At 56.3% G+C, this 19,796-nt stretch carries 19 protein-coding genes; 12 read left to right on the top strand and 7 right to left on the bottom strand.

The features are described from left to right. The first annotated feature begins 65 nt into the window (after positions 1 to 65). The 10 genes from VO84_RS05260 (at position 66) to VO84_RS05215 (ending at position 11,101) form a co-directional block, all read left to right on the top strand. Positions 66 to 2,054: an acyltransferase family protein gene (locus tag VO84_RS05260; RefSeq protein ID WP_058186246.1), complete on the top strand. Its 1,989-nt coding sequence runs from the start codon at positions 66 to 68 to the stop codon at positions 2,052 to 2,054. A 425-nt stretch (positions 2,055 to 2,479) separates the two neighbouring features. Continuing rightward, positions 2,480 to 3,628 (top strand): bifunctional diaminohydroxyphosphoribosylaminopyrimidine deaminase/5-amino-6-(5-phosphoribosylamino)uracil reductase RibD, encoded by a 1,149-nt coding sequence (gene ribD, locus VO84_RS05255; RefSeq protein ID WP_058186245.1) that lies wholly within the window; start codon positions 2,480 to 2,482, stop codon positions 3,626 to 3,628. 9 nt (positions 3,629 to 3,637) lie between these two features. Beyond that, complete coding sequence (locus VO84_RS05250; protein ID WP_058186244.1) at positions 3,638 to 4,312, top strand: riboflavin synthase; 675 nt, start codon at positions 3,638 to 3,640, stop codon at positions 4,310 to 4,312. A 129-nt stretch (positions 4,313 to 4,441) separates the two neighbouring features. Continuing rightward, positions 4,442 to 5,632, top strand: coding sequence for a type II secretion system F family protein (locus VO84_RS05245; RefSeq protein ID WP_058186243.1), 1,191 nt, complete (start codon positions 4,442 to 4,444; stop codon positions 5,630 to 5,632). Between the two features lie 4 nt (positions 5,633 to 5,636). Continuing rightward, positions 5,637 to 7,271 (top strand): GspE/PulE family protein, encoded by a 1,635-nt coding sequence (locus VO84_RS05240; RefSeq protein ID WP_058186242.1) that lies wholly within the window; start codon positions 5,637 to 5,639, stop codon positions 7,269 to 7,271. Beyond that, the gene (locus VO84_RS05235; protein WP_058186241.1) at positions 7,271 to 8,188 is read left to right on the top strand and encodes a type IV pilus biogenesis protein PilM; all 918 of its coding nucleotides are present in this window, start codon (positions 7,271 to 7,273) and stop codon (positions 8,186 to 8,188) included. Before VO84_RS05240 ends, VO84_RS05235 begins: the two co-directional genes overlap by 1 nt. After that, the gene (locus tag VO84_RS05230; RefSeq protein WP_058186240.1) at positions 8,188 to 8,934 is read left to right on the top strand and encodes a hypothetical protein; all 747 of its coding nucleotides are present in this window, start codon (positions 8,188 to 8,190) and stop codon (positions 8,932 to 8,934) included. Before VO84_RS05235 ends, VO84_RS05230 begins: the two co-directional genes overlap by 1 nt. Then, positions 8,931 to 9,569, top strand: a complete 639-nt coding sequence (locus tag VO84_RS05225; protein ID WP_058186239.1) for a hypothetical protein — start codon at positions 8,931 to 8,933, stop codon at positions 9,567 to 9,569. The genes VO84_RS05230 and VO84_RS05225 overlap by 4 nt, the downstream gene beginning before the upstream one ends. Further along, positions 9,566 to 10,168, top strand: a complete 603-nt coding sequence (locus VO84_RS05220) for a hypothetical protein (protein WP_058186238.1) — start codon at positions 9,566 to 9,568, stop codon at positions 10,166 to 10,168. Before VO84_RS05225 ends, VO84_RS05220 begins: the two co-directional genes overlap by 4 nt. 6 nt (positions 10,169 to 10,174) lie before the next feature. After that, the gene (locus VO84_RS05215; RefSeq protein WP_058186237.1) at positions 10,175 to 11,101 is read left to right on the top strand and encodes a type II secretion system protein; all 927 of its coding nucleotides are present in this window, start codon (positions 10,175 to 10,177) and stop codon (positions 11,099 to 11,101) included. A 76-nt stretch (positions 11,102 to 11,177) separates the two neighbouring features. Here the strand turns inward: VO84_RS05215 and VO84_RS05210 are convergent, their stop codons facing one another. After that, positions 11,178 to 11,546: a HesB/IscA family protein gene (locus VO84_RS05210; protein WP_058186236.1), complete on the bottom strand. Its 369-nt coding sequence runs from the start codon at positions 11,544 to 11,546 to the stop codon at positions 11,178 to 11,180. A 296-nt stretch (positions 11,547 to 11,842) separates the two neighbouring features. On the opposite strand from VO84_RS05210, the gene VO84_RS05205 reads away from it, so the two are divergent. Then, positions 11,843 to 12,115: a hypothetical protein gene (locus tag VO84_RS05205; protein ID WP_058186235.1), complete on the top strand. Its 273-nt coding sequence runs from the start codon at positions 11,843 to 11,845 to the stop codon at positions 12,113 to 12,115. Positions 12,116 to 12,613: 498 nt separating this feature from the next. Here VO84_RS05205 and VO84_RS05200 read toward each other — a convergent pair whose 3' ends face one another. The 5 genes from VO84_RS05200 to VO84_RS05180 form a co-directional block, all read right to left on the bottom strand. Then, positions 12,614 to 13,249, bottom strand: coding sequence for a TetR/AcrR family transcriptional regulator (locus tag VO84_RS05200; RefSeq protein ID WP_058186234.1), 636 nt, complete (start codon positions 13,247 to 13,249; stop codon positions 12,614 to 12,616). After that, positions 13,242 to 14,168, bottom strand: a complete 927-nt coding sequence (locus VO84_RS05195) for a class I SAM-dependent methyltransferase (protein WP_058186233.1) — start codon at positions 14,166 to 14,168, stop codon at positions 13,242 to 13,244. The genes VO84_RS05200 and VO84_RS05195 overlap by 8 nt, the downstream gene beginning before the upstream one ends. Positions 14,169 to 14,331: 163 nt before the next feature. After that, positions 14,332 to 15,669, bottom strand: coding sequence for a PP2C family protein-serine/threonine phosphatase (locus tag VO84_RS05190; protein ID WP_157439735.1), 1,338 nt, complete (start codon positions 15,667 to 15,669; stop codon positions 14,332 to 14,334). Positions 15,670 to 15,860: 191 nt separating this feature from the next. Then, positions 15,861 to 17,114 carry an alpha/beta hydrolase family protein gene (locus tag VO84_RS05185; protein ID WP_058186231.1) on the bottom strand — a complete coding sequence of 418 codons (1,254 nt, stop codon included), beginning with the start codon at positions 17,112 to 17,114 and terminating at the stop codon, positions 15,861 to 15,863. Positions 17,115 to 17,380: 266 nt separating this feature from the next. After that, the gene (locus VO84_RS05180) at positions 17,381 to 17,956 is read right to left on the bottom strand and encodes a TetR/AcrR family transcriptional regulator (RefSeq protein ID WP_058186230.1); all 576 of its coding nucleotides are present in this window, start codon (positions 17,954 to 17,956) and stop codon (positions 17,381 to 17,383) included. Between the two features lie 116 nt (positions 17,957 to 18,072). On the opposite strand from VO84_RS05180, the gene VO84_RS05175 reads away from it, so the two are divergent. Beyond that, positions 18,073 to 18,579 carry a hypothetical protein gene (locus VO84_RS05175; protein WP_058186229.1) on the top strand — a complete coding sequence of 169 codons (507 nt, stop codon included), beginning with the start codon at positions 18,073 to 18,075 and terminating at the stop codon, positions 18,577 to 18,579. Between the two features lie 7 nt (positions 18,580 to 18,586). Here the strand turns inward: VO84_RS05175 and VO84_RS05170 are convergent, their stop codons facing one another. After that, entirely contained in the window at positions 18,587 to 19,579 is a 993-nt protein-coding gene (locus VO84_RS05170) for a SpoIIE family protein phosphatase (RefSeq protein WP_058186228.1), read from the bottom strand. Positions 19,580 to 19,796 lie beyond the last annotated feature (217 nt).

Here is a 19,796-nt window from a genome sequence, read left to right as displayed (position 1 = left end):
CGTCCCTCCCGCACTTCTGTAAAATTCAATTAGGCAGTCCTGGTCTTATAAAAAATTCATAACTAATGGTGAATATGGTAGAGGCTCCGCTTTCCAAGCGAACGTTAGACTATCGTCCCGATATTGACGGCCTGCGCGCGGTTGCGGTTCTCAGCGTGATTGCCTTCCATGTTGGGATCCTGCATATATCCGGCGGCTTCATCGGAGTCGACGTCTTCTTTGTCATCTCCGGCTATCTCATCAGTTCTATCGTTTTTGCGGAGATTGCTCAGTCACGCTTCTCCGTCGTCTCGTTTTACGAGCGCCGCATTCGCCGGATCTTCCCGGCCCTCCTGGCACTCTTCTTCGGGCTCACCGTCTTCGCAGCCGTCTTCTTATTACCCAGTGAGATCGTTGATTTCAGCAAATCGCTGCTCGCTGCCACCTTATCTGTATCCAACTTCTATTTCTGGGGACAAGCCGGATACTTCGATCACCGTAACGCCAGCCTTCTCCTGCACACGTGGTCGCTCGCGGTTGAAGAGCAGTTCTACATCCTCTTTCCAATCTTTCTCGTCATAGTCCGGCGTCTCTTCCCGCGGCGACTCCGCCTCGCCGTCATCATTCTGTTTCTCGTCTCTCTTGCCAGCAGCGTTATTACCGTCTCGCTTAGCCGCGACACCGCGTTCTACATGCCCTATACCCGTGCCTGGGAGCTGCTCACCGGCACCCTGCTCTCCCTCGGAGTCTTCCCGAAACTCCAGTCCGTCTGGTCCAGGAACCTCGTAGCTTTCCTGGGCATCGGAATGATCTTCTTCGCCTGTCGCTTCTATTCGCCACTCATGCTTTTTCCCGGTCTCAGCGCTCTTCTGCCCTGCATCGGCTGTGCGTTGATCATCGGCGCCGGCGTAGAAGGCCGTTCAATTGTCTATTCCGTGCTCGCCTGGCGTCCCTTCGTCTTCCTTGGACTCATCTCTTACTCGCTCTATCTCTGGCACTGGCCCGTCATCATGGTGTATCGCATGGGCATCTTCGATTTCAGTGCGCAGTTTGAGCACGCTTATTCGGGCAAGTTCGCTCCGGACCGCTTCGATCATATTCTGGAAATCGGAGTCTCCCTCATACTCGCCATCCTCTCCTGGAGATTCGTCGAGCAGCCCTTTCGCAAAGGTCGCCTTCGCTTCGCTGGGTCAAAGCTTTTTGCGCTTGCGGCAGCTACCATGCTCTGCTTCGTCGCCTTTTCAGTAGCGATGATCGGGTCCAATGGCTGGCAGGTCCGCTTTTCGCAGGCCACGCTCCGTCCTGCTTCCTTCCTCGATAAATCCGAACTTCAGCGCGACGAGCAGGCGCAGCGCCTCGGCTCCTGCTTTCTTGAACCATCCTTCGGCGTTACTTCCTTCGATTACGAGCGTTGCCTCGCGCAGAACCCCTCGCAGAAGAATTACCTGCTTCTCGGCGATAGCCACGCCGCCGCCATCTGGCCTGCCCTCAAGTCGTCCTTCTCCGGCGTAAACGTCATGCAGGTCAATGTCGCCGCCTGTCCCCCCGTCCTTCATCATGACAAGCCAGGTCTGTGCAAGACCGTCATGGAGCACATTTTCCAGAGCTATCTGCCCTCGCACCGCATTGACGGACTGATCCTTGAGGCGGACTGGCTCATGAGTCTGCTTCCCGCGCTCGATGACACGCTCGCCTGGGCCAAACAGCACCAGATCCCTGTCATCGTCATCGGCTGCGTACCGGAGTACGACGCGCCACTCGCCCGTCTGGTGGCGTATTCGGTGGAATGGAACAAGCCTGAACTGCCCGGCCAACACCGCCTCGGAAAGGATGCGCAAGTCGAGCAGCGCCTGCGCGCTCTGGTTCAGGACAAGTGGCATCTCCCATTCATCTCGATCTATGATGCCCTGTGTGATCCTGCCGGAAAGTGCGTCGAGTTCGCCAACGAGCAGCAGGGAATCCCCCTTATGGACGACAGCCATCACCTGAACCGCTTCGGTGCGCATTTCGCAATCCAAAGGACCATAGATCTCGGGCAATGGAATCAAGTGAGCGCCATTCAGCCGGCAAAATAACCGGCTGAATGGTCCCGGCGTCCGTCAGTTTTTGCTGGGGCATCTCTTCTGTTACCCGTCACCAGCAGGTTACTTTCGTCCATTGTCCTTTCGTACCGTCTGGCCCCCTCAGATAGTTTGCGTAGAATTAGGCCCATTTGTGACACACTCATAATCAGCAGAGAAAAGCGACGGCCCGAATCCATACGGATTCGGGCCGTCGTCGTTAGGGAGGGGGAGGGGCCCCTCCCCCATCCCCTCTGCACCAAAAATTATGCAAACTGCCTTTTCATCTCAGTGTAAGTTGCACAGTCCAGGAATGAAGATCGCATAAAGATTCCGACAAGGAGTGTGGAATCACTCTTAACATAAACAAAATAAATTACTTATAATTCACCCCTGCACAGGATAACTCCCGAGGTTTACACTCACTCCTGGAATTACCCATGGCCAGCGAACAGGACATCTACTGGATGCGGCGCGCTCTCGAACTCGCCACTCGAGGCATCGCGGTTTCTTCTCCCAACCCCGCCGTCGGCTGCGTCATCCTTGATCGCGCCGGTCAGGTCGTCGGCGAGGGCTGGCACGAATACGATCTGCTCGACCACGCCGAAGTTGTCGCCCTGGAAGAAGCCAAAGAACACGCCCGTGAGCGCCTCCACGGCGGTACAGCTTACGTAACCCTCGAGCCCTGCAATCACATCGGCCGAACCGGCCCCTGCACGGAAGCCCTCATCTCCGCCGGCATCAAGCATGTAGTCGCCGCCACCGGCGATCCGAACCCTAACGTCGCCGGCCACGGCATGGAACGCCTTCGCACTGCCGGTATTGAAACCGTCCTCGGCGTCTGCGAAAAAGAGGCCCGTCGCCTCAATGAGGGCTTCGCCCACTGGATCCGATTCAAGCGCCCGCACGTGCTCATGAAAGTCGCCATGACCCTCGACGGCCGCATCGCCCCGCCACCCGGCAGGCACACCGCCCGGGAGCCATATTGGATTACGACCGAGGAATCCAGAAAAGCCGTCCAGCCCCTGCGCTGGCAGGCCGACGCCGCCCTCACCGGCGTCGACACCGTACTCTCCGACGACCCGCTTCTTACCGACCGCAGCGGCCTGCGCCGCCGTCGCCCGCTGCTTCGAGTAATACTTGATTCAACCCTGCGTATGCCATTGGATTCAAAGATAATTAAGACCGCACAAAAAGACGTCCTGATCTACACGATTTCCACAGATGAAAAGCGCATCTCTGAGCTCCGCAATCTTGGCATACGCGTAGAAGTTCTATCCGCTGAGGCGGGCCGCGTTTCCTTGCCAACCGTACTCGATCGCCTCGGCTCGGAAGGCATCCTGACGCTCCTGACGGAGACCGGCACGCGTCTGAACACCGCTCTTCTGGCTGGTGGTCTTGTCGACCGCGTCCACCTTTTCGTAAGCCCGCAGATCATGGGATCAGACGCCGTACCCGCCTTCAAAGGCATGACGAATCCGATCAAGATGGCAGCTGTCGAAGTCGAGCGCTACGGAAATGACCTCGGCCTCTGCTCCTTGCTTCGTGATCCCTGGCCCCAGAGCCAGGAACAGATCATCACGCAGTAAACTAAAACCATGTTCACCGGAATCATCGAGCAAACCGGCACACTCATCAGCATTCAGGACCGCGGCGGCATTCAGCGCATCACGGTAGAAGCTCCAGGAATCGCCTCGCGTCTCCATGAAGGTGATTCGCTCTCTGTCTCCGGCGTCTGCCTCACGGCCTTAGATGTAAATCCTGCTTATTTCTACGCAGACCTTGCTCAGGAGACTCTGGATAAAACGTCTCTCAGCAGGCTCGCTCCCGGCGCCAAAGTCAACCTTGAGTTGCCGGTAGCAGCAGGCTCCCCGCTGGGCGGTCACATAGTCCAGGGGCACGTGGACGGAACCGGTGTTCTCACGCTTTTGAAACCGGTCAACGATCCATCCAACCCTGATTTCCACAAGGAAACCACAGACTGGATCTTTGAAGCGCAAGTTCCGGAACCTATGCGTAAGTGGATGATTCCCAAGGGTTCTGTTGCCATCGAGGGAATCAGTTTGACAATTGCGGAAGTAGAAGTCGAGAGAATCCGCATCGCAATCCTGCCACTGACCTACTGGCGTACAAATCTGCACTCTCTCGCACCTGGCGCGCCCCTCAACATCGAGGCGGATGTACTGGTCAAGATGGCCTGGCAGCGCCAGTCCGAGCAGCAGAAACCGGAGTTTGATCTGTCCGAAAGCTGGCTCGTCGCCAACGGATATTGAGCTGCCTGATAGGACAGAATTGCGGCCGCGAACGCTCCTGCGCAGCCTTGCGTCAATCTATCAACAAGCGCTGTTACCCTTGAAAGTGGAGAAGGTTGCGAGCAAGCCGGAGGTGCCGGCGAGAACGTTATGGCAGAGTTCGTCATCAAGCTGGCCGATGAGCGCGGGCGCGTGCAGCAACAAGTACAGACGGCTGCCACCGCCGAAGAACTGCGTGTGCGCTTTACCCACGCCGGTTATCACGTCTTCAGCGTCAAGGAGCGGGGCGGATCCTCGCGCCGAAAGACAAAGCTCGAACCATTTCTAATCTTCAACCAGCAATTTCTAACACTGATCCGGGCAGGTCTGCCCATCCTCGGGTCGCTTCAAATGCTGGCTAAGGCGCAGAAGAATTCGAACTTTGCTGCGCAACTGGACGACATCGCCGCCCGTGTAAAGAACGGCGATTCCCTATCGGCGGCGTTTGAAGCGCAGGCCGGTTATCCGCCGATGTACACCACCACCCTGCTGGCCGGCGAGCGCTCGGGCAATCTGCAGGAGGTGCTGGAGCGCTATGTCGCCTTCCAGCGCGTCTCGCTTTCTTTTCGCAAAAAACTTGTCGCCTCGCTGATCTATCCGTGCGTGCTCATGGTTCTTGTCACCGCCGTCATGGTCTTTCTCTTTACGGTAGTGATTCCGGAGTTCGCCGACCTTTATAACCAGCTTGGCAATAAGCTTCCGCCGCTCACCACCTGGCTCCTGAACTTTGGCACATGGCTGCGGCATAACTTCCTATGGGTGGCGCTGGTAGTGCTGGCCATCGGCATAAGTTTTTGGAGATTTTCTGTAAGCGAACGCGGACGCGAAGCTGTGGATGGCCTGCGGATACGGCTTCCCCTCATCGGCAATATCTGGCTCAAATACCAGATTGCGCTCTTCTCGCGCACCCTTTCCACTTTGCTTGCAGGAGGCCTTCCGTTGGTGCCGGCGCTTGAGACCGCGGCCCGCTCCATTACTTCGCGCAAGATTGCCAAGGGAGTTGTTAGGTCGATCGAAACAGTACGGGAAGGCCAGGGACTGTCCGATTCGTTGACCGCAACGAAGGTCTTCCCCGGTCTCGCCACGGAAATGATCGCAGTGGGAGAGCAGACAGGTGCGCTCCCGGCAATGTTGAATTCTGTAGCAGAGTTCTTCGAGGAAGATGTTTCCACCGCCCTTACCGCCGCACTGTCTCTGATTGAGCCAGTGATCCTGATGTTCATGGCGGTAGTTGTGGCACTGATTCTCATTTCGCTGTATCTGCCCATCTTCTCGATGGGCGCCGGACAGACGGGGCAATAACGCTATGGCCGATTCCACCCTGCTTTCCATACCTTTGGCGGCTCCTCAAGACGAGCGCTCCGCAGCTGAACAAGCCGCCGCGCGTTATCATGCCGAGTTTGTCGATCTGAAGAACTTCAAGATTCAGCACGACCTTCTGCGGACTGTTCCCGTAGAACTCATGTTCCGGTACAACTTTGTGCCCATTGAGCAACAGGCTGACACGCTGGTCATTGCTGTCTCAGATCCCTCCCAGCTCATGGTGCTGGACGAGGTCGCAGGATTGCTGGGGCATCGGATTATTGCCCGCGTCGCCACGCTCTCGCAGATTACGGACCTGCTCAAAAAGACCGAGCAATCGCAGCGGGTGTTGGATGAGGCCAGCGAAGGCCTGACCTTCGATGTAATCAGCGGCGAGGATACAAGCGACGAAAATATTTCGATTGAGAAGCTCACACGCGATGAAGACATCAGCCCGATCATCAGGCTGGTGGACACCACCGTCTTTACGGCGCTGGAGCGGCGGGCCTCGGATATTCATATTGAAACGCAGGACGATTCAGTCATTGTGAAGTACCGCATCGACGGCGTGCTGCAGTTGGCGATGGCGCCGATTGCTCGCGAGCACCACTCCACGATTCTGAGCCGCATCAAGATCATGAGCGAGCTCGACATCGCCGAGCGCAGAGTGCCGCAGGATGGGCGCTTTCGTGTGCGCTACAAGGGACGATTGATCGACTTCCGCGTCTCCATCATGCCTACCGTGCATGGCGAAAACGCAGTGCTGCGCGTGCTCGATAAGGAGTCGATGAGCGAGAAGTTCCGCAACCTGACGCTGGATGTAGTGGGCTTTGCCGAGTCTGATTTGAAGCGATTCCGGCGCTATATCCGCGAGCCGTACGGAATGGTTCTGGTAACGGGGCCAACGGGTTCGGGCAAAACGACCACGCTCTATGCTGCGTTGAATGAGATCAAGAGCGACGAAGACAAGATCATTACCATCGAGGACCCGGTAGAGTACCAGATTCGCGGCATTACTCAGATTCCAGTCAATGAAAAGAAGGGACTGACCTTTGCGCGTGGACTGCGATCGATCCTGCGGCACGACCCGGACAAGATTCTCGTAGGTGAGATCCGCGACCAGGAAACTGCGCAGATTGCCATCAACTCAGCGCTTACTGGGCACTTGGTTTTCACGACCGTGCACGCAAACAACGTCGTGGATGTGCTGGGACGTTTTCTGAATATGGGTGTCGAAGCATACAACTTTGTTTCGGCGCTGAACTGCATTCTTGCTCAGCGGCTGGTACGTATGATCTGTGAGCACTGCGCCCGCACCGTGCGCTATGACGATGGGCTGCTTTTGTCTTCCGGGCTTGATCTTGGGGAATGGCGCGAATTCGATTTTCGTGAAGGCACAGGATGCATCGAATGCGGCGGCACTGGATACCGGGGAAGGACAGCTATCCACGAATTGCTGGATTTGACCGATCCAATCCGCGAAATGATTTTGGAAAAGAAGCCGAGCAGCGAGGTCCGGAAGCTGGCGCAAAAAGAAGGAATGACGTTTCTGCGTGAATCTGCGATTGATCGCGTACGGCGCGGGTTGACGACACTGAAAGAGATAAACAAGGTAACGTTTATCGAGGCATCGAGATAGTGGGCATTCTGGATATATTTACTCAGCGAGCCACGCCCTTTGGTCGGCGTCCTCCGGCTGCGGTGGAGATAGCGCCGGAGGGCGTGCTGGCCGCAGCGCTCTCCTCGCCTGGCGAAGCTCCAGCGGTCTCTTTTGTCGCACTGCCTCCTGGAACGCTCATACCGGGCATTGCCGAGACCAATCTGCTCGCTCCTGAAGCTGTTGCGGCGGCACTTCGTTCTGCACTCGATCAGGTTTCCCCGCGTTCTCGCAGCGTAACTCTAGTCATTCCGGATACGGCGGCACGTGTATTCGTGTTGGATTTCGATTCGCTGCCTGCGAGGCTCACGGAAGCGCTGCCGGTGTTGCGTTTCCGGCTGCGAAAAGTGGCGCCGTTTGATGTAGATCAATCGGCAGTGAGTTATCAAGTTCTTTCGCAGGAGAAGCACTCGGTGAAAGTGCTTGCCACCGTTATGCCATTGACGAACCTGCACGAGTATGAAAGCGCGGTGCGAGCAGCGGGTTACGAGCCAGGCGTCGTTCTGCCCTCCGCTTTGGCCGTCCTGGCAGCAGCAAATGTAGTCGAGCCGATACTGGCTGTCAATCTGACGGGTGTATCGCTCACAACCGCGATTGCCGCAGGCAACGATCTGCTGCTGTATCGCACGCTCGACCTGCCCACGGAGCCGAATTCTCGTCTTGTTGAGATACAGCGCGGCATAGCAGTCGCTGCGGCGTATTACGAGGATCGGCTGGGCGTGCGTCCAGCGCAACTCCATTTCGCAGGTAGCGTTGATGCCGAGGACCTTGCGCGCACGTTAACGGAGACGCATCTGCCGATGGTGGAGCTGGCGCCGGCTTCGATAGTAGGCGCGATGACAGCGAGGGGCCCGGTTGGTTTTGCCGGTGTTACCGGCGCATTGGCGGGGGCTGCCTGATGCGGATTTCCGTCAATCTTGCTACGCGGCCCTTTGCCGATCTGGGACCTGCGCTTAAACGGCTGAGAATCGGCATGGTGATTCTTGTTGTGCTCTCCGGTGCATTCTGGCTGGGGATCCACCTGCTGGGCAGCAAGGCTGAGGCCGCGCGACAACGAGAACGCGTTCTGGACGGAGCAGCAACGCAGCTTGCCCAAGAGCGTCAGAGTTACCAAAATCAGCTGCAACAACCTAACAATGCTGGAGTACTGGCGCAAGCAAATGCGCTTAACAGGCTATTTGATGAAAAGTCGTTTTCCTGGACGCTGGCAATGGAAGATCTGGAGACGGTTCTGCCTGCGGGCGTGCAAGTGGTGAGCCTGGAGCCGGTGCGGGACAAGAATGGTACGATCACGCTGCATCTGCGCGTTCAGGGACCGCGAGACCACGCGGTGACTCTGGTGCAGAATCTGGAACACTCGAGGCGCTTTGTACAGCCGCGCATTGTGAATGAGACCGCAGAGACTGGTAGCGGACCGGCTGAACGCATGGTTCCAGTAAGCGCTGAGAATCGCGTGAACTTCGATCTTCTGGCGGACTACAATCCAGCTACTCCGGAAGAGCGTAAAGCAGCAGCAAAGAAGGCGGCAGCGTCCGCAGGTTCGGAGCAGGGCGAGCCGAAGCATGCGCAATTCCACGCCCGACCAGGCGCTCTCAGGCCGCCATATGCCGGTGCTTCTCACCCGCACCCGGGAGGACTGCAATGAGCCAGACGACTCCTTCCGTATGGCGTGAACGGCTGGCTTCGCCACTGACCTGGCATTTTGCCGGATGCGGAGTGTTGGTCATTCTGGCCCTTGTGCTTGGCGCACGATTTGCGATGGATTGGAGTGCGACAAGCAGCAGCACAACTGATGCGTTGGCGAACAAACAGACCCAGTTGAAACTTCTGGAAATACAGACGGCTCCGATGCGCGGCATGGACAAGCGCATTGCAGCGACGCGAGACCAAGTCAAGGACTTTCACGCAAAACGAATTCCTGCAAGCTACTCGGCGATTGAGTCGCGGATGATTGAGCTCCAGGTAAAGCCGGGAGTGCGGCTCTCGCGACTGCAATATGCGCAGGGCAAGCCGGACAGCGGATTGACCGAGATTACGATGGATGCCGGCATCAGCGGTGACTATTCGCAGATCATGCACTTTGTGAACTCGCTGGAGCGAGATAAGAATTTCTTTCTCATTCGCGCGATGGCGCTGACTAGCCAGCAAGGCGGGCAGGTGAACCTGCGGCTTCGGGTTTCGACGTGGCTGCGGCCGGCGGATGTTCCGCGCGGACTGCCAAGCACGGAGAGCCTGGACTCGGGACTCGCTGCTGGTGGAAAGGAGAGTCAGCAGCCATGAAAGCAGGCGCGGAAGACAGACGCAAAGTGATGATCCTTGCTGGTCTAGGCGTGGTGATTGCGGTCCTTGCAGTGTGGGAGGTATCAGGCTTCTTCTCCTCGCCAACCTCCAAGCCCATACCGGTCGTTTCTACTCCATTGCGTAATACGGGTAATGCACACAATTCGACGTCAGCCCCTGAGGCACAGCATATTGCCTCGAATGCAAGCACGGATGTAACGCTTCATCTGGATATGCTGGCCGCCACCGAAGATGTGGAATACGCGGGAACGGGACGCAACATTTTCTCCGCGACAAGCGAGCCGGTAAACATTCCGAAGCCACTTACCACTGGTCGGGAGCAGGCGAAAGTAAATGCACCGCCTGTGCCTACGGGTCCGCCGCCTCCACCGCCGATTGACTTGAAATACTTTGGCTATTCGCAAGGAAAAGACAAGTCGATCCGGGCTTTTTTTGTGCATGGTGACGACATCTTCATCGCGCGGATGGGCGAGGTTGTGGATCACAGATATAAGGTGGGCACGATTTCACCGGGTGGCGTGCAGGTTACGGATTTGTCTTACAACAACACGCAGACGCTGCCACTGATTGCAAATTAAGGGACGATGACGAATCGGCTTTCAATCCGGCGAGCGAAGAGACCCAGTGAGGAGGGCTACGTCCTGCTGGGTGTGATCATTCTGCTGGCGCTGTTTGTGATTGCAATGGCGGTGGCTGCTCCAAAGGTCGCAAAGCAGATTCAGCGAGACCATGATCTTGAAACGATGCGCCGCGGCAGGCAGTACATTCGCGCGATCAAGCTTTATTACAAAAAGTTCAATGCTTATCCGCCCAATGTGGATGCGCTGGTGAAGACGCAGGAGATCCGTTTTTTGCGGAAACGGTATATTGATCCGATTACCGGCAAAGACGACTGGAAGCCAATCTATGTAGGACAAAATAAAACGCCCATGGCGATGGGATTCTTCGGGCAACCACTCGGCGGCACCGGAGGCAATGTGATAGCCGGAACCGGGCCTGGTGGCGTTGGCTCGACCATTGGGACGCAGATTGGATCAAGCTCAACTGTGCAACCGCAGACCACCTCCAACCAACCACAGACTATCGGTAATTCCAATGCAGGCAATACCGGTACAGGTAATTCAGGATCGGGCACTGGTACTTCAGGGTCGGGAGATGCCAGCAGTTCCTCCAGCGGTTTTGGAGACTCGGGCATGACAGTGGGTGGAGCGATGATCGGGGTCTCTCCGGCAAGCTCGAAGCAATCAATTTTTGTATACAAAACCAAGAATCACTACAACGAGTGGGAATTCCTTTACAGTCCGCTATCAGACATGCCTGGCATGGCAGGTGGAACCACCGGCCTGCCCACGACTGGAACGAATGGAAACGGGACGCAGACAAACATTGGTATCGGTAATAGTAATAACGGCAATGGCGGCAGCAACACCAATACCAACACCAATAACAATGGCGGGACTGGTAGCGGTAACAATGGATCTAACGGATCCGGCAGCCAGCCGCCGCAATAAATAGCGCAAACAAGTTTGCGTTCAAAGCAGAAGGCCCGCTCAATTGAGCGGGCCTTCTGCTTGAAGAGAGAGCAGCTTAGACGGAGAAGGAGGAGCCGCATCCGCAGGTGGACTTGACCTGGGGGTTCTCGAACTTGAAGCCTGCTGCTTCGAGCGTCTCGACGTAGTCGACGATGCAGCCATTGAGGTACATAAGCGAGGTGGCGTCGACGTAGACATTCAGATCGTCGAACTTGAAGACCTTATCCATCATGCCGCTCTGATTCTCGAAAGCCATCGAATACTGGAATCCCGAACAGCCGCCGCCCACGACACCAATACGCAGACCAGAAGGAAGGGGATCCTGGGTGGCCATGATTTCGCGCACTTTGGTGATTGCCTGCGGGGTCAGGTTTAGAGGCGCTTTCTTGACTTCAAGTTCGGGTGCAACTGCGATGGTGGCCATGACGTCTCCAGTTTTCGGAAATTCTGCTCTTCCTATGTTACCGAGCCTTGGCTGTAGAAACAAGACCAATTTGGTCGGGCTGCTTATTCGATGCAACAGAGGGCGCCGTGGTCGCAAGGGTAAATTCCACATATTGGCAAGATTTGTTCGCCTAAATGGTGTGCGGGGTGTCACTGTTGCGCGATATGGGAAAAGGAGTATTATTTTCAGCCGAAAGGCCCCTCTACCCACGAGCCCGCCGATCGTTTGACGTCCCGCCGGCATCTGGGACCTTCCAAACACTGGAGGTGGCGATTATGCACTTTGTGCCAACGATGTGGACTGTTTGGGCCGTCTTTGCTGTGGTTTTGGCCGGGCTGCATGCTTATAAATCCCGGCTCGAGCGCGACGAAGACGACCAGATCTTTCTGGATGACTCTTTTGACCATATGAAAAACGCGCAGGCGGCTCTTGTGGCTCGTGTGCACAAGATTGAGCCGGTTGAACGCGTGGCTCTATGGCTGACTGTGGCGGCGACGCTGTTTGTCGTCGGCTATTACGTAGTGGACTTCATGAATCAGTTCAAATAGACCGCGCAGGGCGGAAAACTGGAAATCTGAGCTGCGGGCTGAGTTATCCTGTGCAGCGCGCTTGCGGAGGTTATTTGTTTTCTGTGGGTTGCAGTGGGTCCCACAGTTCTTATGGAAATCTTTATGCGATCTTCATTCCGGAACTGTGCAGCTTCACCTGTGTTCGCAACCGCCTAACCTTATTTGAACTGGCCCGGTTTGCACTCATTCTGGTGCAGAGGGGGTGGGGGAGGGGTCCCGTCCCCTCCCCAAAACGGCCACGGCCCGAACCGGATAAAATCCGGTTCGGGCCGTGGCTATTTTTCAGTTCATTATGAGTGTTTCATAAAACCCCATAATTCTACGCAATGGTTTTCCACAGTTCGGGGAAATATTTTCGGGGCGAGAGAAGGGAATCTGACGAGCGGCGCGCGCCGTGGCCGAGAACTGAGAAATTCGGCAGCTTCTCCAGGCCTCGCGAATCGTGAACGATCTAGTTTCTGACGAAATTGTGTACCTTCACCGCTCGACGACTTCCAACTCGGCAGCATTTGCAGAGCCCGTGGCCGCTTGCAAGAGCAAGTCAAACAGCGCCTTGTGTGGTTCAGCAGAGAATCGATCATTCCATTCACGCTGCAACACAAGACCGTGAAAAACCGCGATAAGAAAACTTGCGAGCGCATCCGGATCGATGGAGCCAGCGATTGCCCCCTCTTTTTGCGCGGCCCAAAGCATTTCAGAGATGAGCTTCCGAGGCTGCTCAAAGCTCCGCCGAACCAGCCGCCGGATACTCGGGTTGCGCTGTGCTTCAGCCCAAAGTTGCACGCTGACCCTGCGTCGAAGCCGTTCCTTCGGATTGTTGAGTTCGCCCAAAAAAGCATCGCGAACACGTTGCAGTGCCGTACCTGCAGGCCCCGCTTCAACCGCATCTCTTAAAAGTTGGCCCTCTTTCGTCTGGCGTTGATTGGCAATGGCTTCGACAATTTCCTCCTTGCTCTTGAAGTAGTTGTAGATGGCGCCGGGGCTTAATCCGGATTCACGGACGATGTCCTGCATCGTCGTCCGATGAAAGCCGTCTCTTGAGAAGCACACCAGTGCAGCATCGAGAATTTCTTCGCGCCGCGAGGCGAGGTATTCTTTGCTTACTTTAGGCAATGAGAGCCTCCTGGGCTTTGTTCGGCTGGCAATACGCGGTTCGCATGGGGACATGCGCTAGAACCACGTGATAAAACTCATATCCTTTGATTTGCGCGGCATTTTTGTAGCACTGCTTCCGGTACTCGGCGGCGGAGAGATCGTAATTTAGCTCGAGTCCGCACTCCTCTAGAAAACCGGCTGCCCGGGTTGGCGGGATTCCGAAGGTCCACGGCTCCTTGAGGCGCACGATGGCCTTCTGTACTTCACTGCCGCCGATGAAATGCGCAGGATCATCGAGGACTGCACGATCCACATACGTGAATACCAGAGCAGTGCCTTGAGATAAGCTGCCGATGTAGGAGAGCGTGGACCTGACCGCGTCCTCGGTGAGATAGTTCGAAACTCCTTCCCACACAAACAGACTTCGCTCAAGCGGGTTGAAGCCTGCGCCCTGAAGCGAGTCTGGTAGTCGATCTCGTTGAAAATCAACTGCGACGTACTTCACGTGGTCAGGCAACGCACCCAGAACGCGTGCGATGTGGGCCTTTTTGACCCTGGATGTGTTGGGATGATCGACTTCAAAGAACCGCGTATGTTCAGCTCCAGCAATCCTATAGGCGCGGGAATCAAATCCCGCGCCCAGGAGCACAATCTGTTGAATTCCATTTGCGACAGCAGAGGCGACGTAGTTATCGATCAATCGAGTTCGGGCAATGAGTGAAGTTCGCGATCCAGGCCAGCGGAGGTCAATGTATTTGCATAGCAATGCCGAGCAAATCCGATTTCGCGAAAGCCCAGCGACAAACCGAAAGGGAGGAGTAAGAAATTCTTTGGCGATCCAGTCATTGACGACTCGCTCACCTGGCCGGCGGGCATATTCGATCGCTCGAAAGAGGGCATTGTGCTCTGCCGTCCGGCTGGGATCATGTGCTTTCATGAGGCGTTTCCTCTTCGCATTATAATAAAACGAATGACCGTTCTATTATAATCACAGCAACGACAACCATTGCAAGTGTCCCTTCAGTCAATTTCGTTGACCTTCTGCAAAACGCGATTTAACTACGGTCTCGCTCCCAGCCTGAGATCATCCAATGCCTCTATTACCGAGTGGAGATTGGCTGGTAATCGCAGACGATGATTGTCAGGTCGTCATTTTGGGTGGGGGACCAGGCGGTGACGGCCGACTCGATAAGCTGTGCTGTCTGTTCAGCGGTTTTGCCATCGCTTTCCAGAAGCAAATGGCCGAGGCGCTCCTGGCCGAACTCTTCTTCGTTGGCGTTAGCCGCTTCTATAATTCCGTCGGTGTAAAGCAGAATGCGGTCGCCAGGTTGAAGAGGCTGTGTTGTAGAGGTATAGGCCGCAGAGGGCAGCAGCGCCAAGACAAGCCCATTTTCTTCGATACGAACAATCTGCCGGGCGCGTTGCAGGATCATGGGCGGATGGCCGGCGGCTGCATAGCAGAATTGATCAGTGTTTGGATTCAGGTAGACATAGCCTGCGGTTACAAATTGACTCTGGGCATTTCCGCAGAGAGCTTCATTCACACCCACCAATAATGCCGCAGGATCGTTCTGCCGATGCCGCTGCGTTTTGATTGCGACCTTGACCATGGAGGCAATAAGGGCTGCCGGAACGCCGTGGCCGGACACGTCCGCAACCAGTAAACCGACCGCCCCGTTTTCATCTTCAAGGAAGTCATAGAAGTCGCCTGCTACGGAGGTCATGGGTTTGTATCGTGCGGCAATGGAGAAGTGTTTTGCGGCCGGGGCAGCAGCAGGGAGGATGGAGAGCTGAATTCGTCGCGCGATTTCAAGCTCCTGCCGAATGGAGCTGAGCTGTTGATCGCGGTCGAGCGCTCGCCGAGCCGCGATATAGGCCAGGCAGCCCATCAAAACAGCAAAACCGTAGAATTCATATGCGGCCCGGTATCCCAAAAGCCGCACGATGTTCGTCCACAGGACGAGAGTGATGAACACGGTCATCCCAGCACGAAAGACAATTGCATCTGCCGTGAGGGCGGGCTGACGGAAGGCGAGAGACACTAACAAAGCTGAGCCCACGATAACCAGCACGCTATTTGCGTTGTTGAGCCATGGCAAAGGAACACCCAGAAAGATGGCCGCGATCAGGCACAGTTCTAAGAGACACGCTGCATAGACAATCTGCCGGCCCCCGCGGCCAACGAGTCCGCTTGCCTCAAAAAAAAGGAATGCGGGAATCGCTACAAAAAAGTTGATAGCCATCTGGAGCCTATTGATGGCAACGGAGGGACCGGCCATGAGGCTGAAAATTCCTGACTGCATCCAGAGGCGGAAGCCGTACTGTGCCGCGAACCAGGCAAAGAAGGAAAGCAGACGATCGAATCGTCGACGGATGAGTGAGAATCCGATTGCGATCAGACCCACGGTGATCGATGCTGCTGCGACAAAGAGCTGCACTTCATCGCTACGGAAAATACTCAGAACTTCGCTGCCAGTTAACGGCGTTTCCAAGTGCGCACGACCTATGCCGGGGAGTGGGTGTGATGACGCCGGTTGCGGCTTCGCAGCGGCGGGCTCATGGTCGAAATTATAGATGCGTCGTGGCTTCTCGTCAGATGAATGTGCTCTGGATTGCTGCTGCTTACGTGCTAGGCGGGGACGGCGAGGCGGAAGGTTTGATCGAGCCAGTCGTACATGCGTCCGAAGGCAAGGCGTGCTGCTCCGACCTGGCAGTGAGCGCCGGCGCCTTCGCTGTCGGTGAATCGCATTAGCGTTTTTGGGCAGACGAGGTGATTGTAGAGTTCCTGTGGCTGGCCTTTGAAGAACATGTCGTCTTCTGCTTCGCAGACTAGTGTTGGGCAGGAGATGGATTCCGCGATTCCGTTGCGCAGGTTGTAGTCGAGAGAGGCCGCTACGTATGCGCGCGGAGTGGGAGCGCCGAAGGCGTGCATGCCGTGCGTCATGGCCCATGCGGCTGTGGGTGAGTTTTTCATTGCTTGCGCGATTGCGCGATCGATCTGGGGCGCATCTTTTGCTCGAACTGCTATCTCGGCGGCTGCCCGCTGTTCCGGCGGAAAAGCGCTCATGTTGGCCACGCCGTAGTCATAGACGCCGTCGTTGGCGATGACGGCGGAGATGCGTTTTTCAAAGGCAGCGGCGCGGGGCGCGAGATAGCCTCCGAGGCTGATGCCCATGAGCGCGATCTTTGCGGGATCGACCTCGGGCAGGGTGAGGGCGAAATTGATGACGGGAGTCAGGACGTTCTCCCAGTCGGGACGGAAGGTGAGGTGCTCGCGATGCAGGGGGCCGAATTGTCCGGGGCCATCGAAGGCGAGCACGTTGTAGCCGCGATCGACTGCGGCGCGAGCGCCATCCATGTGTACTTCCTCTGCTGCGCCGTCAAAACCGGAATGGATGATGAGAAGCGGGCGCTGGTGGTTTGAGTTATCGACGCGATGGAAGTATCCGGGCAGGGTGGTGTGTTCATAGGGGATTTCGACGGGCAGGATTGGCGGATCGAAGAGCGCGGCGCAGGTCTTGTATGCGTGGATTGATTTCTCGTATGCGCTTTTGATGCGGGGGTCGGCGGGATTGCCGTGCAGGAAGAACTCCGAGGTGCGGTAATAGGTGGAGGCGCGCAGGAAGCCGTCGCGGGCACTGATGCGATGGCCGCGGGCTAGCTGTTCTGTTGCTGCGCTAGCGACACGCTCGGCGGTTGCGTTCCAGGCGTCATACCAGCTATCGAAGTTGCCGGGGAGGATGTGGCTAACGGTGGCCATGACTTCACCGAATTCAGAGCCGCCATAGCTGGAGGAACCGAAGGCGCGCTTGGTTTCATACCAGAACTGGATGTCATCCGGGAAGAATGGTGGTTTGGGCGCTGAGTTTGCATCGTTTGTCATAGCAATCCTTCTCTCCTTGTGGAAATTTCAGAGTGGGCTTGGGATTGATGAGAATTTGTACAGAATCATATTCCATGTGCGGCGCGGGGAAAATTAATAAGGCAGTGTTTGGTCGAAGTACTTGTTCCGCTGAAGGGCATCGGGGTGCGCAGCCATGATGGTGCTTGCGCCCAGAGGGAACAATTCGGAGGTATGGCAGAGTAATTCAACCCAAGGGAAAAATTCCTTCAGCGAATTCAGGTGCAAAAACAAGCGGCGGCAGACGATCAGAAGCTGCGCAACAGAAATTTGCGCGCATTTGCGAGCACTTTTTTTCGCATTGCCAGATCTGGAAGCAGACGGACGATTGTGATTGCTCCGGTCATGGTTGAAAAGATCGCAAAGAAAGCACGCTCTTTATCGGAGATGCGTCGGCCCGGCATAAATGGGAGCATATGATTTTTGTATTTTGCCAACTCCTGGGCAATCTGTGGCTTCATCGCCTTATCGGCCCGCGCCAGTTCTGATCCTAAAGCCGCTAGCGGACAGCCACGCTCAGCGTGGTCGCAGTATTCCGGGCTCAAATAGGTTTTCACGATGGTCTTCCAGGCCGACCCCGGCCGGGACTGATTTGCAGCACGAGTCAAAACATCTGTGATTTGCCGAAAGGCTTCGCTCAAGGACTCCAAAAGCAGGTCATCCTTGCTGGCAAAATGCTTGTAAAAGCCTCCATGCGTGAGTCCGGCGTCCTGCATGACGGTTGAGACTGCGGCGCCTGCTAAACCCTCGGCACGGAGCCGGTGTGAGGTGTTATTTACGATCTTCTGGCGAATTTCGATTTTATGCTCGGGCTGATAACGCATGCTTCATTATAGGATGCCGGTCATCATCTAAAACCGCGCTTGCACGCAGCGATGCCGAGAAAATCTGAATCTATAGGATGATATATATAATCCCATAACCATACACGGAGGTCGTCATGGTTCAAGGGACACTTATTGCTTCTCAGCTTGCGTTTTTTGTGAGTATTGCATTCAGTCTTGCGGCGTGGGGATTGGTTGCGGCTCGATATATCTGGCCGGCAGTCCGGGGCAGACAGCGAGCCGAAGCGCTGCGGCCTCTACTGATGCTGCACAGTTTTCGCTTCATGGGCCTGGCATTTCTGGTGCCGGGTGTCGTGTCTCCTAATCTGCCTGCTGCTTTCGCGCATTCTGCGGCTTATGGAGATCTGATTGCGGCGGTACTCGCGTTGCTCTCACTGCTATTTCTGCAGAGCAGGGCGGGCGTTGTCCTGGTGTGGATTTTCAATCTCTGGGGGGCTGCAGATCTGATCGATGCTTTCTACCAGGCCAATCATGCCGGGATGCAGGCAGGGCAGTTGGGAGCAGCGTATTTTATTCCGACTTTGATTGTGCCGCTATTGCTGATTACGCATGGGCTCGTTTTTTGGATTCTTTTGAAGGATGCAAGCAGCCGGCCAGCCTGATTTCTGCTTAAGCCGCGCCGAGGTGTCGGATAGCGAGGATCGTCAGATCGTCTGTGTAGGGACTGGCGTTGGTGAAGGTGCGGACATCATTGAGGCAGGCTGAGATGAGCTCGATGGGCGGGAGAGCGGACTGCGTGTGCAGAAGCTGGGCGAGACGATCGACGCCGTATTCGTCGTCCTCGTCGAGTGCGTGGTTGCGGGCTTCTGAGAGGCCGTCGGTGAAGAGCAGGAGGGTTTCGCCTGCATTGAGCTGGACGCGGGTTGCGGTGAACTCGATCTCCTGGAACATGCCGAGTGGAAGGCCGGTGGAGTCGAGGCGCTGGACGGATTCGCCGGCTGCGATCATGACGGGCAAGTGACCGGCGTTGTGGATCTCGACTTCGCCGGATGGCTTGGCCAGGCCGAAGACGAGCGTTGCGTAGAGGCCGGCGAGGACGCTCTCACAGAAGACGCGATTGACCTGCTCGATGATCTGGCAGAGTGGGAGGCCGATGCCGATGAGGCTACGGAAGAGAGCGTGGAGCTGCGCCATGAGCATGGAGGCGGAGACGCCTTTGCCGGAGACATCGCCGAGGATGAAGAAGAGCTGGCCATCGGAGAGGACGAGGTCGCAGTAGTCACCGCTGACGGGGCCGGCGGGCGCGTAGTGATAGCTGGTTTCCCAATTGCCGGCGCGGAGGCTGGGTGGCGGCAGAAGGCGGCGCTGGAGTTGCGAGGCAAGATCGAGATCGCGCTGGAGGGCTACGCGTCCGGCTGGGGTGAGGTGGTCGAGACAGTAACGGATGAGCGGATCAGCGAGAAGGCGATCGGCTTCGATGGTGTCATGGCATTCATCGCAGATGCCGTAGCCGCCCCGGGTCATGCGATCGAGCGCTGAATCGACTTCACGCAGAAGACCGGCGAGCCCAGAGTTCGATGCGGAGTGCATAAGCGCTGCTTCGAGGCGCGACTTGCGCTTCATGAGCTGGGCGTGGAGAAAATCGACTTCCACTGTGGCCATAACGATCTCCGATTTGCTCCTGATGTTGATTGTGACCGCGGATATGGGTTTTTAACTGACGTATCCATAGTAGCGAATGAGGTGCTCGCGTTCCGCCTCTCTGGAAGATGCGAGGCGATGAGCGCAGGATGCGAATAAAAAGGGAACGGCGAAGATGGTTTGCAGGAAGTTCTTGCAGGTCAATTACTTTGTTACGCTGCTTAAGTCGAATGAATCA

The sequence above is a fragment of the Occallatibacter gabretensis genome (assembly GCF_001449115.1).
GTDB lineage: Bacteria > Acidobacteriota > Terriglobia > Terriglobales > Acidobacteriaceae > Telmatobacter > Telmatobacter gabretensis.
The sequence above is the reverse complement of the archived record's forward strand: the minus strand, read 5'-3'. Positions and strand labels throughout refer to the sequence as shown.